Origin of the sequence: Sphingobacterium multivorum (assembly GCF_900457465.1) — a bacterium.
In the GTDB taxonomy this organism is placed as follows: domain Bacteria; phylum Bacteroidota; class Bacteroidia; order Sphingobacteriales; family Sphingobacteriaceae; genus Sphingobacterium; species Sphingobacterium multivorum.
Genome location: NZ_UAUU01000002.1, coordinates 504,160 through 521,227 on the forward strand (window position 1 = coordinate 504,160; position 17,068 = coordinate 521,227).

The window sequence follows — 17,068 nt, forward strand, 5'->3', positions numbered from 1 at the left end:
AAGAAATGAGTGTATTAGTTAATAAAGATTCAAAAGTAATCGTTCAAGGTTTCACTGGAAACGAAGGTACTTACCATGCTACTCAAATGATTGAGTACGGAACAAATGTAGTTGGTGGTGTTACTCCTGGTAAAGGTGGTCAACAACACTTAGACCGTCCTGTATTCAATACTGTGCAAGATGCAGTAGACGCTACAGGAGCTAATGTTTCTATTATTTTTGTACCTCCAGCATTTGCTGCAGATGCGATCATGGAAGCTGCCGCTGCTGGTATCGAAGTGATTGTTTGTATTACAGAAGGTATACCAACAAAAGATATGATCCAAGTAAAATCTTACTTGAGCGACAAAAACTCTCGTTTGATCGGTCCTAACTGCCCAGGTATTATCACTGCAGGAGAAGCTAAAATCGGTATCATGCCAGGATTTATCTTCAAAAAAGGTAATGTGGGTGTTGTTTCTAAATCAGGAACTTTAACTTACGAAGCCGTAGATCAAACTGTAAAAGCAGGATTAGGTATCACAACAGCAATCGGAATTGGTGGTGACCCTATCATTGGTACGACAACGAAAGAAGCTGTTGAATTATTAATGAACGACCCTGAAACTGAAGCGATCATCATGATTGGTGAAATCGGCGGTGGAATGGAAGCTGAAGCTGCTCGTTGGATCAAAGAACACGGTACTAAGCCTGTTGTTGGATTTATCGCAGGTCAAACAGCGCCTCCAGGACGTCGTATGGGACACGCTGGTGCAATTGTAGGTGGTGCAGATGACACTGCTGCAGCAAAAATGAAAATTATGCGTGAGTGTGGTATTCGTGTTGTTGAGTCTCCGGCTGAAATTGGAAAAGCAATCGCAGAAGAATTGGCTAAATAATTAGACCATCGAACATATAAAAAAAGGGAATCAAATTTGATTCCCTTTTTTTATACCTATATAATTACATTACAACATCAACTAGGCATTGCTTCGTCTGCCGATGGTCCATATAAGCCCGGTACAGCAATATCCAATAATCGCAAATAAACCGTCAACTCGCCACGATGATGAACAATATGATTATTGACAATAAAACGTATTGCTCCGGCTCGTGGTAAACGTGCAATGAGATAATCACCCGATTGTAACACCCAATCTTTAAACCAGTCTTCTTCCTTTATGTCTTCAATTGCGGCCTTATTATTTTCCAGGCCTATTGTTAATATCTCTTTTAATTCTTCTACAGAAGATACTTTAATGGGCTGATAATCCACTTTAAAATCAAATACATCTTTTGGTATTGCTTGGTGTACCCAATTATGTAGTCCAACAATGTGAGCAGCTAGTTCTCCCAGACTCATCGATTTTTCGTGTGGACGCCAATCCAATTTATCGTCTGGTATGCGTTCTAGAATACGTTTGGTATTTTTTGTTTCGTGATCCAATTCGATCAAATAGCTCTTTTTGATACTCATATAAATATTAATTCATGAATTGAAAATCTTTTAATACGGTAACAGCATAGGGTGATTCCACAGCCTTATGTGCTGCTGCTCGCGCAATTTCTCCCTCTACATAGGTTACCTTGAGCGGTAAAAATGTATTGTTGAGTACATTTTCATGAAATAACGCCTCGTACCAGGTACAGGCAGCAACGAAACGTCCGTAGTTCAGATTTAAGTGATAGCCATCACGTGTAAAATGATCACCTATAAAACTCGAACGCGCATTTTGAACAGCTGTACCCGAAGGAATCAAAAGATCGAAATTACCCCAGTTAAACACCTCCTGCGAAGTGTTGGCAATAGCCCTATACATGCTATCTTGGCTACGGTTATAGCGAACAAAACCTTCATGTGATGAACCGTTCTGATACGCCCAGGTTTGATGTAATATATACTTGGTTTCAGGAAATAAAATATGTTTTGTTACATAATCATATAAGAGCGGCAGATCCTTCGCATACGAATCATAATCTCCTGATAGCGGACTTGCTTGCTGAAAGCTAATATAATCCCAAGCCTCATCTACAAGCGCTTCAGATAAGCGCTCATTTGCTTTCTCCGACATCTGCCCGTCAAGATTGATTTTACGGTAGCGATAAGCCGGCTTATCCTCTTTTGCGTTGCTAACATGTAAACTTAAGGGAGCCCCCCCAATATAGAGATTGCCGATTACTATCTTTTTTTTCCCAGCTTTCGCCAATTCATATAAATTCTGTTCAATAGCATCTTCCGAGAAACTATTACCGATGGCCAATATTCGTAGCACACCATCATCTAAAGATTTATTTTGTGCATTTAATCGATTATTCTTCAAAAAAAACACGATTAAAAAACCGAACACCAATACCTGTCTTACTTTTATCATAATATAATGCAATAACAACTAAATTAGATAATATCTCGTAGAAATGAGAATGATATCCCCAGAAAGAGAGATTTTATCCCATTTGCAAGCTATCAGGATAACAGTTCGGACAAGGTAGGCTAATGGTCATTACAAGTAGCTTTTGTGCGACCGTTGTCCACTTGGCTTACAATACCCCGTGACTATGACGCTACAGCATACCAAATGTGGCCAATAATACTTCTAGCAATATAAAAAAAACTCAGATACGAAAGTTTTGAAACAGACGCTACACAGTACCGCTAGATCACAGTGACGACTGCATACCCCTGCTGGCTACGTCGATTTACCATACGATAGACCACGGTGACGGTTGCATGCCCCTGACTCCGAGGATGCTCCATACCATTACAGCACAGTTGTAAACTGAACTACAGTCATCGATGGTCATGCTACTGCACCATCCGCTGTTTTAACAATAAAGGCTAGAGGGCAGGGCTGGTCGGGGAAGTACAGGCAGGTAGCTAAACGAAAGAAGCCCTTGACTGTTTCCAGCAAGGGCTTCCGTGTAAAAAAAGGCACCGACCTACTCTCCCACCTGTTACGGCAATACCATCGGCTCTGGCGGGCTTGACTGCTCTGTTCGGAATGGGAAGAGGTAGACACCGCCGATATAGGCACCTAAAAATCTTTATTGGATGATCTATGATATTCTTATCATGTGATTCATGCCAATGACATATTTATTGAAAGAGGTTCGTTTCCTGTTTGTTATTCTTTTCGTTTCTAAAAATTAAAGAGGAAGACAACAGTGTTATCTGCTTGAGAAAGCTTCGGGCTATTAGTACCACTTGGCTTTGGTCTCTCAACCTTTACACCTATGGCCTATCAACGTAGTCATCTTCTACGACCCTATAAGGAAGTCTCATCTCGTGGCTAGTTTCGCACTTAGATGCTTTCAGCGCTTATCTATTCCAGACGTAGCTACCCTGCCGTACACCTGGCGGCATAACAGGTTCACCAGAGGTCTGTCCAACCCGGTCCTCTCGTACTAAGGTCAGATCCACTCAAACTTCCAACGCCCACAACAGATAGGGACCGAACTGTCTCGCGACGTTCTGAACCCAGCTCGCGTGCCACTTTAATGGGCGAACAGCCCAACCCTTGGGACCTTCTCCAGCCCCAGGATGTGACGAGCCGACATCGAGGTGCCAAACCTCCCCGTCGATATGAGCTCTTGGGGGAGATCAGCCTGTTATCCCCAGCGTACCTTTTATCCTTTGAGCGATGGCCCTTCCATACAGAACCACCGGATCACTATGTCCGTCTTTCGACCCTGTTCGACTTGTCGGTCTCACAGTCAAGCAAGCTTATGCCATTGCACTCCGCGTACGGTTACCAAGCGTACTGAGCTTACCTTTGAAAGCCTCCGTTACCTTTTTGGAGGCGACCACCCCAGTCAAACTACCCACCAAACAATGTCCTCGGAAATACCGAGTTAGAAACCGAATACAGAAAGGGCGGTATTTCAAGGTTGATTCCATGACTCCTGGCGAAGCCACTTCAACATCTCCCGCCTATCCTACACATCCTGTACCCAATCTCAATGTTAAGCTATAGTGAAGGTGCATGGGGTCTTTCCGTCCCGTTGCGGGTAATCGGCGTCTTCACCGATACCACAATTTCACCGAGCTCATGGCTGAGACAGCGCCCAGATCGTTACACCATTCGTGCAGGTCGGAACTTACCCGACAAGGAATTTCGCTACCTTAGGACCGTTATAGTTACGGCCGCCGTTTACTGGGGCTTCGATTCAATGCTTCTCTTGCGATGACATCCCCTCTTAACCTTCCAGCACCGGGCAGGTGTCAGGCCTTATACTTCATCTTGCGATTTTGCAAAGCCATATGTTTTTGTTAAACAGTCGCCTGGGCCTTTTCACTGCGGCTGCTCCTCTCAGAGACAGCGCCCCTTCTCCCGAAGTTACAGGGCCATTTTGCCGAGTTCCTTAGCCATGACTCACTCGAGCACCTTAGGATTCTCTCCTCGACCACCTGTGTCGGTTTGCGGTACGGGTCTTCATAACCTGAAGCTTAGCGGGTTTTCTTGGAAGTCTGTTTACCTGCTCTATCAGCGCCACCGAAGCTTTGCTGTACTATTGGGGTTCAGCTAGAGTTGCGGATTTGCCTACAACTCCAATACCTACGCCTTTCAACGAACTATTCCGTCAGTTCGCGGCAGTGTCACTACTCCGTCACCACATCGCAGTTATGAAGAGTACTGGAATATTAACCAGTTGTCCATCGGCTTGCCCCCTTCGGGTGCGCCTTAGGTCCCGACTGACCCTGATCCGATTAACGTTGATCAGGAAACCTTGGTCTTTCGGTGGGCGGGTTTCTCACCCGCCTTATCGTTACTTATGCCTACATTTGCTTTTCCATAACCTCCACACAGCATTACCACTGTGCTTCCCCGGCGATGGAATGCTCCCCTACCAGATGCATATCTTTCAATGCAAATCCATAGCTTCGGTACCGTTCTTGATGCCCGTTTATTATCCACGCCCGGCCGCTCGACTAGTGAGCTGTTACGCACTCTTTAAATGAATGGCTGCTTCCAAGCCAACATCCTAGCTGTCTGGGCAACCGGACCTCGTTAGTTCAACTTAGAACGAATTTGGGGACCTTAGCTGATGGTCTGGGTTCTTTCCCTCTCGGCCTTGGACCTTAGCACCCAAAGCCTCACTGCCGGCTATATTTGATAGCATTCGGAGTTCGTCTGGATTTGGTAGGATTTGACTCCCCCGCACCCAATCGGTAGCTCTACCTCTATCAAACTCTACGCCGACGCTGTTCCTAAAAACATTTCGGGGAGTACGAGCTATTTCCCAGTTTGATTGGCCTTTCACCCCTACCCTCAGGTCATCCGGAAACTTTTCAACGTTTATCGGTTCGGTCCTCCATTACATGTTACTGCAACTTCAACCTGCCCAAGGGTAGATCACAAGGTTTCGCGTCTACCTCATCTGACTATGCGCCCTATTAAGACTCGCTTTCGCTTCGGCTGCGTCCCTGAAGGACTTAACCTTGCCAGACAAGAGTAACTCGTAGGCTCATTATGCAAAAGGCACGCTGTCACAGGACCTGCCTGCTCCAACCGCTTGTAAGCACACGGTTTCAGGTTCTTTTCACTCCCCTGTTCGGGGTTCTTTTCACCTTTCCCTCACGGTACTGGTTCACTATCGGTCTCTCAGGAGTATTTAGCCTTACCAGATGGTGCTGGTGGATTCCCACAGGATTTCTCCGGTCCCGCGGTACTCAGGATACCACTATGTCAACATTCTTTACCTGTACGGGGCTCTCACCCTTGTCGCGCAGTTTCCCACCTGCTTCCAGTTCATAGCGCTGTACAATGTCGTGGTCCTACAACCCCGTCTATGCCGTAACATAAACGGTTTGGGCTCTTTCCCGTTCGCTCGCCACTACTTGGGAAATCATTGTTATTTTCTTCTCCTACGCCTACTTAGATGTTTCAGTTCAGCGCGTTCGCGTTTTATACGACTATTCTTCAAATAGTCAGGTTGCCCCATTCGGAAATCTACGGATCGGTTCGCATTTGCCAATCCCCGTAGCTTATCGCAGCTTATCACGTCCTTCTTCGCCTCTGAGAGCCTAGGCATCCCCCGTGTGCCCTTATTTACTTTCTTCACCGGCATAGCCTTTTGCTACTATGCGGCTGCTTTTGATATATATACCCATATGCTACGTAAAGATTCGTTCGGCATTCACCGAGGGTCTCCTCTCTACATCAAACACATACACGTATTGTCTCTATACTGTTGTCTTCTCTTGTAATTTTTTTTCTCTTTCAATATGTCAAAGAACTCTTTTTCCGGTTTGTTTCTTCGGAGCATCTGTCGATGTTCCTCCCGGAGATGTGGAGAATAACGGATTCGAACCGTTGACCCCCTGCGTGCAAGGCAGGTGCTCTAGCCAGCTGAGCTAATTCCCCTTAACTTTTCGTAGTCCCGAGCAGATTTGAACTGCTGACCCCTACATTATCAGTGTAGTGCTCTAACCAACTGAGCTACGGGACTAGCTATTTCCTGTTCATCTATCTCTCTCGGTCCTGCTCCTTTCGGGGCGGGCACTTTCTTCTGATGTTTTTCTTCTTGCAATCATATGTAACGTGACGAGCACCGATCTTCGATACTCTAGAAAGGAGGTATTCCAGCCGCACCTTCCGGTACGGCTACCTTGTTACGACTTAGCCCCAATTATCGGTTTTACCCTAACACGCTCCTTGCGGTAACATGCTTTAGGTACCCCCAACTTTCATGGCTTGACGGGCGGTGTGTACAAGGCCCGGGAACGTATTCACCGCGTCATTGCTGATACGCGATTACTAGCGAATCCAACTTCATGGGGTCGAGTTGCAGACCCCAATCCGAACTGTGAATGGCTTTTAGAGATTAGCATCATATTGCTATGTAGCTGCCCGCTGTACCATCCATTGTAGCACGTGTGTAGCCCCGGACGTAAGGGCCATGATGACTTGACGTCGTCCCCACCTTCCTCTCTGTTTGCACAGGCAGTCTGTTTAGAGTCCCCACCTTAAATGCTGGCAACTAAACATAGGGGTTGCGCTCGTTGCGGGACTTAACCCAACACCTCACGGCACGAGCTGACGACAGCCATGCAGCACCTAGTTTCGTGTCCCGAAGGACGAGTGCGTCTCTGCACTCTTCACTAACTTTCAAGCCCGGGTAAGGTTCCTCGCGTATCATCGAATTAAACCACATGCTCCTCCGCTTGTGCGGGCCCCCGTCAATTCCTTTGAGTTTCACCCTTGCGGGCGTACTCCCCAGGTGGATAACTTAACGCTTTCGCTGGGACGCTGGCTGTCTATCGCCAACATCGAGTTATCATCGTTTAGGGCGTGGACTACCAGGGTATCTAATCCTGTTCGATCCCCACGCTTTCGTGCATCAGCGTCAATACCAGCTTAGTGAGCTGCCTTCGCAATCGGAGTTCTAAGACATATCTATGCATTTCACCGCTACTTGTCTTATTCCGCCCACTTCAAATGGATTCAAGCCCATCAGTATCAAAGGCACTGCGATGGTTGAGCCACCGTATTTCACCCCTGACTTAATAGGCCGCCTACGCACCCTTTAAACCCAATAAATCCGGATAACGCTCGGATCCTCCGTATTACCGCGGCTGCTGGCACGGAGTTAGCCGATCCTTATTCTTCCAGTACATTCAGCTAAATACACGTATTTAGGTTTATTCCTGGACAAAAGCAGTTTACAACCCATAGGGCAGTCGTCCTGCACGCGGCATGGCTGGTTCAGGCTTCCGCCCATTGACCAATATTCCTTACTGCTGCCTCCCGTAGGAGTCTGGTCCGTGTCTCAGTACCAGTGTGGGGGATTCTCCTCTCAGAGCCCCTAGACATCGTCGCCTTGGTAGGCCGTTACCCTACCAACTAGCTAATGTCACGCGAGCCCATCTCTATCCTATAAATATTTAATCAACCGAACATGCGAACTGTTGATGTTATGCGGTGTTAATCTCTCTTTCGAGAGGCTATCCCCCTGATAGAGGTAGGTTGCTCACGCGTTACGCACCCGTGCGCCACTCTCACCATCTTCGAGCAAGCTCTCCGATGGATCCCGTCCGACTTGCATGTATTAGGCCTGCCGCTAGCGTTCATCCTGAGCCAGGATCAAACTCTCCATTGTAAAATGAAGTTTTTGATTCCAACTATTTATAATAATCAGAATTCTTTTTTTATATCTCTGATCTTGGATCGAATTGAACAATTACTTGAATTTGTTCATGACTTTCGACTTTCGTCTGTCTACTCGTCACGCTTACATGATTGTGTTTTCTTAAAGAACTTTGTCGCTTCAACTTCCGTATCCGCTATATTCCGAGGGCATTGCGCCGTCTTTATCTTTTTTGTTTTTCCCTTCGTTTCCGTTGGGACTGCAAAGGTAGAAATCTTTTTTGAACTTCCAAAAACTTTGTGAAGTTTTTTTTCTTTTCTCTTTTTCCGATTTCCGCGTTTAAAATAAAATCAGCGGGATTTTAAATCCTGCCCGACCTACTCAAACCCTTCTTTTTTCATGGTTCCCTGCTCTCGCGGTAACCGTCCCTCCCTTGCGGAGTGGTGCAAAGATAGGGAGTTTACTAACAAACTTCCAAGCCTTTTGTTTATTATTTTTTAATATTTAGGTTAACTAACTGTAACATTGAACGATTAATTTATGATAGCTATGCGTTAAGCCGTCCTATCAGGTAAAATCAACCAATTAAACGGCCAAGCTGCTTGCTATAAATTTCAGTTCGCCCCTTTCCTTAACAAGCAATTTCACCGCTAAAAGAGCAAGCTAAATATATTTTTACGACCTTCTTCAATATCAAATAAGGTCGCTATAGAAACAAAAAAGGTCCAGACGAATGTCTGGACCTTCCTATATAAAATAATCGAGTAACGATTAATCTTCTTCTTTCGAAGCCAACAATTGATCGTACTCCTCGCGAGAGCCCACAATTAAATTGCTGTATTGACGGATACCTGTACCAGAAGGGATCAAGTGACCAACGATTACGTTTTCTTTCAAACCTAATAAGTTATCACGTTTACCTGCGATAGCAGCTTCGTTCAACACTTTTGTGGTCTCTTGGAAAGAGGCAGCAGAAATGAACGATTTCGTACCCAATGAAGCTCTGGTAATACCTTGTAACAATGGACTTGAAGTTGCCGGAATTGCTTCACGAACTTCAACAAGTTTTAAGTCACGACGTTTCAGACTAGAATTCTCTTCTCTCAACTTACGTAAAGAAACAATTTGTCCCGGACGTAAGTTATTGGAGTCTCCTGCATCAACGACAACTTTCTTGTCAAACAAGGAATCATTTTCTTCCATGAAATCCCATTTGTTAACCGCTTCTTTTTCTAAGAAACGCGTATCTCCTGGATCTTCGATGTTAACTTTTTGCATCATTTGGTGAACGATCGTCTCGAAGTGTTTATCGTTGATCTTCACACCTTGCAGACGGTATACCTCTTGGATACCATTCACAATGTAATGTTGCACTGCTGATGGACCTTTGATCGACAAGATATCCGCAGGAGAGATCGAACCATCTGATAATGGCATACCAGCTTTCACAAAGTCATTATCCTGAACAAGGATATGCTTAGAAAGAGGTACCAAGTATTTCTTGATTTGACCATCACGAGACTCGATAGACATCTCACGGTTACCACGTTTCACACCACCCAATGTTACCACACCGTCGATTTCTGTTACAACAGCAGGGTTAGAAGGGTTACGTGCTTCGAATAACTCCGTTACACGCGGTAGACCACCTGTGATATCTCGCGTTTTACCCGTAGAACGAGGGATTTTAACAAGGATACCACCTTCTTTTACTGTTACACCATTAGCAACTGCAACGTGAGCGCCTACTGGGATATTGTAGGTACGAATAACCTCGCCCGATTTATCAAGAATCTTGATGGATGGGTTTTTCGTTTTATCACGTGTTTCAATAATTACCTTCTCTTTGTGACCAGTTTGCTCATCTGACTCCTCACGGAAGGTAACCCCTTCGATGATTGCATCAAATTCAACTTTACCGGCAAATTCAGAAATAATTACTGCATTATATGGATCCCATTCCACCAATTTATCACCTTTAGCTACTGTACCGCCATCCTCAACGAACAACTGTGAACCATAAGGGATATTTTGTTGGAATACAATTTTATTATGTGCATCAATAATCTTAACCTCACCAGAACGTCCTAAGACTACCTGATGTGTACCATTATCATTTGTTTGCGAAACAGTACGTACGTTTTCAAATTCGATTTTACCATCGTATTTAGAAATGATACTTGAATCAGCAGCAATGTTCGATGCCGTACCACCCACGTGGAATGTACGAAGTGTTAACTGTGTACCTGGTTCACCAATTGATTGAGCGGCGATAACACCCACAGCTTCTCCTAACTGAACACGCTTACCTGACGCCAAGTTGCGTCCGTAACAACAAGCACAAACACCACGCTTAGACTCACAAGTTAATACCGTACGAATCTCAATTCCTTCGATACCTGCTTTTTCGATAGTTTCAGCAATTTCCTCAGTGATATCTTCATTTGCGGAAACGATCAATTCGTCAGTATCCGGATGAAGAACATCATGCAATGGTGTACGACCCAAAATACGATCGAACAATGGCTCAACAACATCGTCATTATCTTTCAATGCTGTTGTATAAATACCACGTAAACCACCACAATCTTGTTCCACAACGATCATATCTTGCGCTACGTCATGTAAACGACGGGTCAAGTACCCCGCATCCGCTGTTTTCAATGCTGTATCGGCAAGACCTTTACGCGCACCGTGGGTAGAGATAAAGTATTCCAATACGGACAAACCTTCTTTAAAGTTTGACAAGATCGGGTTTTCGATAATCTCACCACCAGAAGTACCTGATTTTTGGGGTTTCGCCATCAAACCACGCATACCACATAACTGACGGATCTGCTCTTTCGAACCACGGGCTCCAGAATCCAACATCATGTAAACTGAGTTGAAACCTTGATTATCATTCGAAAGAATATCCATAACGTGCGCCGTCAATCTGTTGTTGATACGCGTCCAGATATCGATGATTTGGTTGTAACGTTCGTTGTTTGTAATGAAACCCATGTTATAGTTGTTCATTACTTCTTCAACCTCGTTAGTTGCTTGCTGAATCAATTCAGCTTTCGCAGCAGGAATGTTCAAATCTTCCAAGTTGAAAGAAAGACCACCTTTGAAGGCTGTTTGATATCCCAATTCTTTCATATCATCCAAGAACTGTGCTGCACGGGCCATACCCGTAGTCTTCACAATTTCACCGATGATATTACGCAACGATTTTTTAGTAAGCAATTCATTGACAAAACCCATTTCATCAGGAACAACTTGGTTGAAGATCACGCGACCTACTGTTGTTTCTAACAAGGTATCAACGATGCTACCATCTTTTTGTCTAACTTTTGTTTTTACTTTAATCCAGGCATGAAGGTCAATTTGCTTCTCATTTAAAGCGATGATAACCTCTTCAGCCGAATAGAAAGTCATATCTTGACCTCTTACGGTGTGATCGCCAGCAGTTCTACGGCCTTTAGTAATATAGTAAAGACCCAATACCATGTCTTGAGATGGTACTGTGATTGGAGAACCATTCGCAGGGTTTAAGATATTGTGCGCGCCTAACATCAAGATTTGGGCTTCCAAAACTGCAGCATTACCAAGAGGTAAGTGGACTGCCATCTGGTCACCGTCAAAATCGGCGTTGAACGCTGTACACACTAATGGGTGTAATTGAATAGCTTTACCCTCTACCAATGTAGGTTGGAAAGCCTGAATACCCAAACGGTGAAGCGTAGGTGCACGGTTTAGTAATACAGGGTGACCTTTCAATACATTTTCAAGGATATCCCATACCACAGGATCTTTACGATCCACAATTTTCTTAGCTGATTTTACTGTTTTTACAATACCACGCTCGATCATCTTACGGATGATAAAGGGTTTGTAAAGTTCAGCAGCCATATCTTTAGGAAGACCACACTCGTGTAATTTCAAGTGAGGACCTACAACAATTACCGAACGAGCCGAATAATCCACACGCTTACCTAACAAGTTTTGACGGAAACGACCTTGTTTACCTTTCAAAATATCAGATAAAGACTTCAATGCACGGTTACCTTCTGTCTTAACAGCGTTCACTTTACGTGAGTTGTCAAACAAAGAGTCTACCGCTTCTTGAAGCATACGTTTTTCGTTACGTAAGATTACTTCAGGAGCTTTGATTTCGATCAAACGTTTTAGACGGTTGTTACGGATAATCACACGACGGTATAAGTCATTCAAATCCGAAGTCGCAAAACGACCACCATCCAAAGGCACTAAAGGACGCAATTCAGGTGGAATGATTGGAACGATTTTCACAATCATCCATTCTGGACGATTCTCGATATTTTCACGTGAACTACGGAAAGCTTCAACCACATGAAGGCGTTTTAACGCTTCATTTTTACGTTGTTGCGAAGTTTCGTTAGCAGCTTGGTGACGTAAATCGTATGACAATTGATCCAAATCAATACGTTTCAACAAATCTTCCAATGCCTCAGCACCCATCTTAGCAACGAATTTTTGAGGATCGTTATCGTCTAAATATTGATTTTCTTTTGGTAGGGTATCTAAAATATCTAAATATTCTTCTTCAGTCAAGAAGTCCATAAAGTTGATACCATCTTCTTCCTTAATACCAGCTTGGATAACCACATAACGTTCGTAGTAAATGATCATATCCAATTTCTTGGTAGGAAGTCCCAATAAATAACCAATTTTATTAGGAAGAGAACGGAAATACCAAATGTGCGCAACAGGAACTACCAAGTTGATATGTCCCATACGCTCACGACGTACCTTTTTCTCTGTTACTTCAACACCACAACGGTCACACACAATACCTTTATAACGGATACGTTTGTATTTACCACAGTGACATTCGTAATCCTTTACAGGACCAAAAATACGCTCACAGAATAAACCGTCACGTTCCGGTTTGTAGGTACGATAGTTAATCGTTTCCGGTTTTGTAACTTCACCACTTGAGCGTTCCAAAATAGTTTCTGGAGAAGCCAAGCTGATCGTAATCGAAGTGAAGTTGCTTTTAATTTTATTATCTTTTTTGTAAGACATACTTATTCAAAAGTTAAAGCTTTATAAAGAAGCTTTGAAGGACTGAGCCCTTCAAAGCCCTAATTGCTTAATTAATCCAATGTGATATCTAGACCCAATCCACGTAGCTCGTGTACCAATACGTTGAACGATTCTGGTACCGATGGTGTCGGAAGGTTGTTACCTTTTACGATAGCCTCGTAAGTTTTGGCACGACCAACCACGTCATCCGATTTCACAGTCAAGATTTCTTGAAGGATGTTAGATGCACCGAATGCTTCCAATGCCCAAACCTCCATCTCACCGAAACGTTGACCACCGAATTGCGCTTTACCACCTAGAGGTTGTTGTGTGATCAATGAGTACGGACCGATTGAACGTGCGTGCATTTTATCATCAACCATGTGACCTAATTTCAACATGTAGATTACACCCACTGTCGTTGGTTGATCGAAACGGTCACCCGTCAATCCGTTGTACAAATATGTACGTCCTGATTTCGGTAAACCAGCTTTCGCAACCCAATCCTGTACCTGATCCATTTCAGCACCATCAAAGATAGGTGTAGCAAATTTCACACCTAATTTTTGACCAGCCCAGCCCAATACGGTTTCGTAGATCTGTCCCAAGTTCATCCGTGAAGGTACCCCGAGTGGGTTCAACACGATATCAACTGGTGTACCATCTTCTAAGAATGGCATATCCTCATCACGTACAATACGTGCAACGATACCTTTGTTACCGTGACGACCGGCCATCTTATCCCCTACTTTCAACTTACGTTTTTTAGCAACGTAAACCTTAGCCATCTGCACAATTCCTGATGGAAGTTCATCACCGACAGATACTGCGAATTTATCACGTTTGAACGAACCTAACTCTTCATTAATTTTAATGTTGTAATTATGAAGGGCCATTTTGATCAACTCGTTTTTATCTTCGTCAGTTGTCCATCCCATTGGGTTGATGTTGTTGTAATCTAATTCAGCTAGAATTTTTTGTGTAAACTTAGCTCCCTTAGCAACCAACAACTCTTTATAGACATTGTATACCCCTTGGCTAGTTTTACCATTCACTACAGTGAATAATTTTTCAACCAAGCGGTCTTTCAATGATTTAACTGCTCTATCGTGAGCAACCTCTAGTTTCTCTAAAGTTTTACGTTCAACCTCTTTAGACATTTTCTTCGCACGCGAGAATAACTTCGTATCGATAACAACACCTTTTAATGAAGGCGGAGTTTTCAATGAAGCATCTTTCACGTCACCAGCTTTGTCACCGAAGATTGCACGTAACAATTTCTCTTCTGGAGAAGGATCAGATTCACCTTTAGGTGTGATTTTACCAATTAAGATATCACCGCCACCAACTTCAGCTCCGATACGGATAATACCGTTTTCGTCCAAATCTTTTGTCGCTTCTTCAGATACGTTAGGAATATCAGCTGTTAACTCTTCTTCACCACGTTTCGTATCACGAACTTCAAGTTCGAATTCTTCAATGTGAAGAGAAGTAAACCAGTCTTCTTTCGCTACACGCTCAGAAATTACGATCGCATCCTCAAAGTTATATCCTTGCCAAGGCATGAACGCTACTTTCAAGTTACGACCTAATGCCAATTCACCATTTTCAGTCGCATAACCTTCACATAACACCTGTCCTGGTTCAACTCGTTGACCTTTCTTAACGATAGGCTTCAAGTTCATACATGTATTTTGGTTGGTTTTCTTGAATTTGATCAATTTATACGTTTTGACATCATCATCAAATGATACAAGACGATCATCGTCGTTTCTGTCGTAACGGATCTTGATTTCATCAGCATCTACATACTCTACTACACCATGACCTTCCGCATTGATCAATGTACGTGAATCTTTCGCAACACGACCTTCAAGACCAGTACCTACGATAGGAGCTTGCGGACGCAATACAGGCACGGCCTGACGTTGCATGTTCGATCCCATCAATGCACGGTTGGCATCATCGTGCTCCAAGAAAGGAATCAATGAAGCCGCAATAGATGTAATTTGGTTTGGAGCAACGTCCATATAATCAAGCATATTAGGCTCGATAATTGGGAAGTCACCCTCATATCTGGCTTTCACTTTCGCATCTTCGAAATTACCTTTGTCATCATACAAAGCATTCGCTTGTGCGATTGTTTTACCATCTTCATCCTCGGCAGATAAATATACGACCGGCTCATCAACCACAACAACCCCATCTTTTACCTTACGGTAAGGAGTCTCGATAAATCCTAAGTGGTTAATTTTCGCATGTACAGCCAATGAGGAGATCAAACCGATGTTTGGACCCTCAGGAGTTTCAATTGTACAAAGACGACCGTAGTGTGTGTAGTGAACGTCACGAACTTCGAAACCTGCACGCTCACGAGAAAGACCACCTGGACCTAAAGCTGACAAACGACGCTTGTGTGTAATTTCAGCAAGAGGGTTAGTTTGGTCCATGAACTGCGACAACTGGTTCGTACCGAAGAACGAATTGATTACAGACGAAAGTGTACGTGCATTAATCAAATCAGTTGGCGTAAACACCTCATTATCACGAATATTCATACGCTCACGATTGTACGGGCCATACGCGATAGACCTACACCAAATTGAGCATATAATTGTTCACCTACAGTACGTACACGACGGTTTGACAAGTGGTCAATATCATCTACTTCGGCTTTAGAGTTGATCAAATTGATCAAATACTTCACAATTGCGATGATATCCTCACGGGTTAATACTTTCGTATCATCCGGAGTTCCCAACTTCAATTTACGATTGATACGGTAACGACCTACATCACCCAAATCATAACGTTTGTCAGAGAAGAATAAACGATCGATGATACCACGAGCAGTTTCCTCATCTGGTGGTTCAGCGTTACGCAATTGACGATAGATATGCTCTACCGCTTCTTTTTCTGAGTTGGACGTATCTTTTTGTAAAGTGTTATATATAATAGAATAGTCTGCATTGTTTGACTCATCATCTTTCGCTAAGATAATCGACTTAACGCCAGCTTCGATGATCAAATCAATGTGATCTTCTTCTAGAACAGTTTCACGCTCAAGGATAATTTCGTTACGGTCGATAGATACTACTTCACCTGTATCCTCATCCACGAAATCTTCTACCCATTTTTTCAATACCCTAGCCGCAAGACGACGACCAACATATTTTTTAAGACCAGATTTACTAACTTTTACTTCATCCGCTAAATCGAACAATTCCAAGATATCTTTATCCGAATCGTAACCGATAGCACGCAATAAGGTAGTCACTGGGAATTTCTTTTTACGGTCGATATACGCATACATGACGTTGTTTACGTCAGTTGCAAACTCGATCCAAGATCCTTTGAAAGGAATTACCCTTGCAGAATAAAGTTTAGTACCATTTGTGTGTCTACTTTGACCAAAGAAAACGCCTGGTGAACGGTGTAATTGCGATACGATGACACGCTCTGCACCATTTACCACGAAAGTACCTTTAGGAGTCATATAAGGGATAGTCCCTAAATATACATCCTGAACAATAGTTTCGAAATCTTCGTGTTCTTCATCATTACAAGATAACTTTAACTTAGCCTTTAAAGGAACGCTATAAGTCAAGCCGCGCTCGATACACTCTTGGATATCATAACGTGGTGGATCAATGAAATAATCCAAAAACTCTAGCACAAAAATGTTTCTTGAATCAGAAATAGGGAAGTTTTCCGAGAATACCTTGAACAGCCCTTCCTGATGGCGGTTGTCAGAAGTAGTTTCTAATTGAAAAAACTCCTTGAAAGATTCCAATTGCACATCTAAGAAATCTGGATATTCCAATACTTTCTTACTTGTTGCAAAGTTTATTCTTTCTTGTTGAATATTATTGTTTGCCAAGGGAATATGAATTTTAGTTTTAAAAAAACTGCGCTTACATTTATGCTGTAAACCACGTGTCCACTGTGCCCAGCA

4 protein-coding genes, 2 tRNA genes, 3 rRNA genes and 1 pseudogene are annotated in these 17,068 nt (G+C 43.4%); 1 reads left to right on the forward strand and 9 read right to left on the reverse strand.

Translation table 11 applies throughout. The features are described 5' to 3' along the window. Positions 1-5: 5 nt before the first annotated feature. Positions 6-878: a succinate--CoA ligase subunit alpha gene (sucD, locus tag DTA23_RS02320; RefSeq protein WP_046671644.1), complete on the forward strand. Its 873-nt coding sequence runs from the start codon at positions 6-8 to the stop codon at positions 876-878. Between the two features lie 77 nt (positions 879-955). On the opposite strand, the gene DTA23_RS02325 is transcribed toward sucD, so the two are convergent. The 9 genes and pseudogenes from DTA23_RS02325 to rpoB all read right to left on the reverse strand — a co-directional run bounded on the left by DTA23_RS02325 (position 956) and on the right by rpoB (position 16,993). Then, positions 956-1,456, reverse strand: coding sequence for a DinB family protein (locus DTA23_RS02325; RefSeq protein ID WP_112373724.1), 501 nt, complete (start codon positions 1,454-1,456; stop codon positions 956-958). Between the two features lie 7 nt (positions 1,457-1,463). After that, positions 1,464-2,351: a DUF4886 domain-containing protein gene (locus tag DTA23_RS02330; protein WP_112373725.1), complete on the reverse strand. Its 888-nt coding sequence runs from the start codon at positions 2,349-2,351 to the stop codon at positions 1,464-1,466. A 552-nt stretch (positions 2,352-2,903) separates the two neighbouring features. Continuing rightward, positions 2,904-3,015, reverse strand: a 5S ribosomal RNA gene (rrf, locus tag DTA23_RS02335). Between the two features lie 137 nt (positions 3,016-3,152). Continuing rightward, positions 3,153-6,036: ribosomal RNA gene (locus tag DTA23_RS02340) — 23S ribosomal RNA — on the reverse strand. 231 nt (positions 6,037-6,267) lie between these two features. Then, a tRNA-Ala gene (locus tag DTA23_RS02345) sits at positions 6,268-6,341 on the reverse strand. 11 nt (positions 6,342-6,352) lie between these two features. Beyond that, positions 6,353-6,426 (reverse strand) — tRNA-Ile (locus DTA23_RS02350). 121 nt (positions 6,427-6,547) lie between these two features. After that, positions 6,548-8,076: ribosomal RNA gene (locus tag DTA23_RS02355) — 16S ribosomal RNA — on the reverse strand. The 16S, 23S and 5S rRNA genes sit together here with 2 tRNA genes alongside, the layout of an rRNA operon. 759 nt (positions 8,077-8,835) lie before the next feature. Then, positions 8,836-13,113 (reverse strand): DNA-directed RNA polymerase subunit beta', encoded by a 4,278-nt coding sequence (gene rpoC / locus DTA23_RS02360; protein ID WP_112373726.1) that lies wholly within the window; start codon positions 13,111-13,113, stop codon positions 8,836-8,838. 71 nt (positions 13,114-13,184) lie between these two features. Next, positions 13,185-16,993, reverse strand: a pseudogene (gene rpoB, locus DTA23_RS02365) (DNA-directed RNA polymerase subunit beta). Positions 16,994-17,068: the final 75 nt, after the last annotated feature.

Coding starts and splice junctions, on each gene's coding strand:
- sucD (WP_046671644.1), top strand. CDS start 6: ATGAGTGTATTAGTTAATAAAGATTCAAAAGTAATCGTTCAAGGTTTC.
- DTA23_RS02325 (WP_112373724.1), bottom strand. CDS start 1,456: ATGAGTATCAAAAAGAGCTATTTGATCGAATTGGATCACGAAACAAAA.
- DTA23_RS02330 (WP_112373725.1), bottom strand. CDS start 2,351: ATGATAAAAGTAAGACAGGTATTGGTGTTCGGTTTTTTAATCGTGTTT.
- rpoC (WP_112373726.1), bottom strand. CDS start 13,113: ATGTCTTACAAAAAAGATAATAAAATTAAAAGCAACTTCACTTCGATT.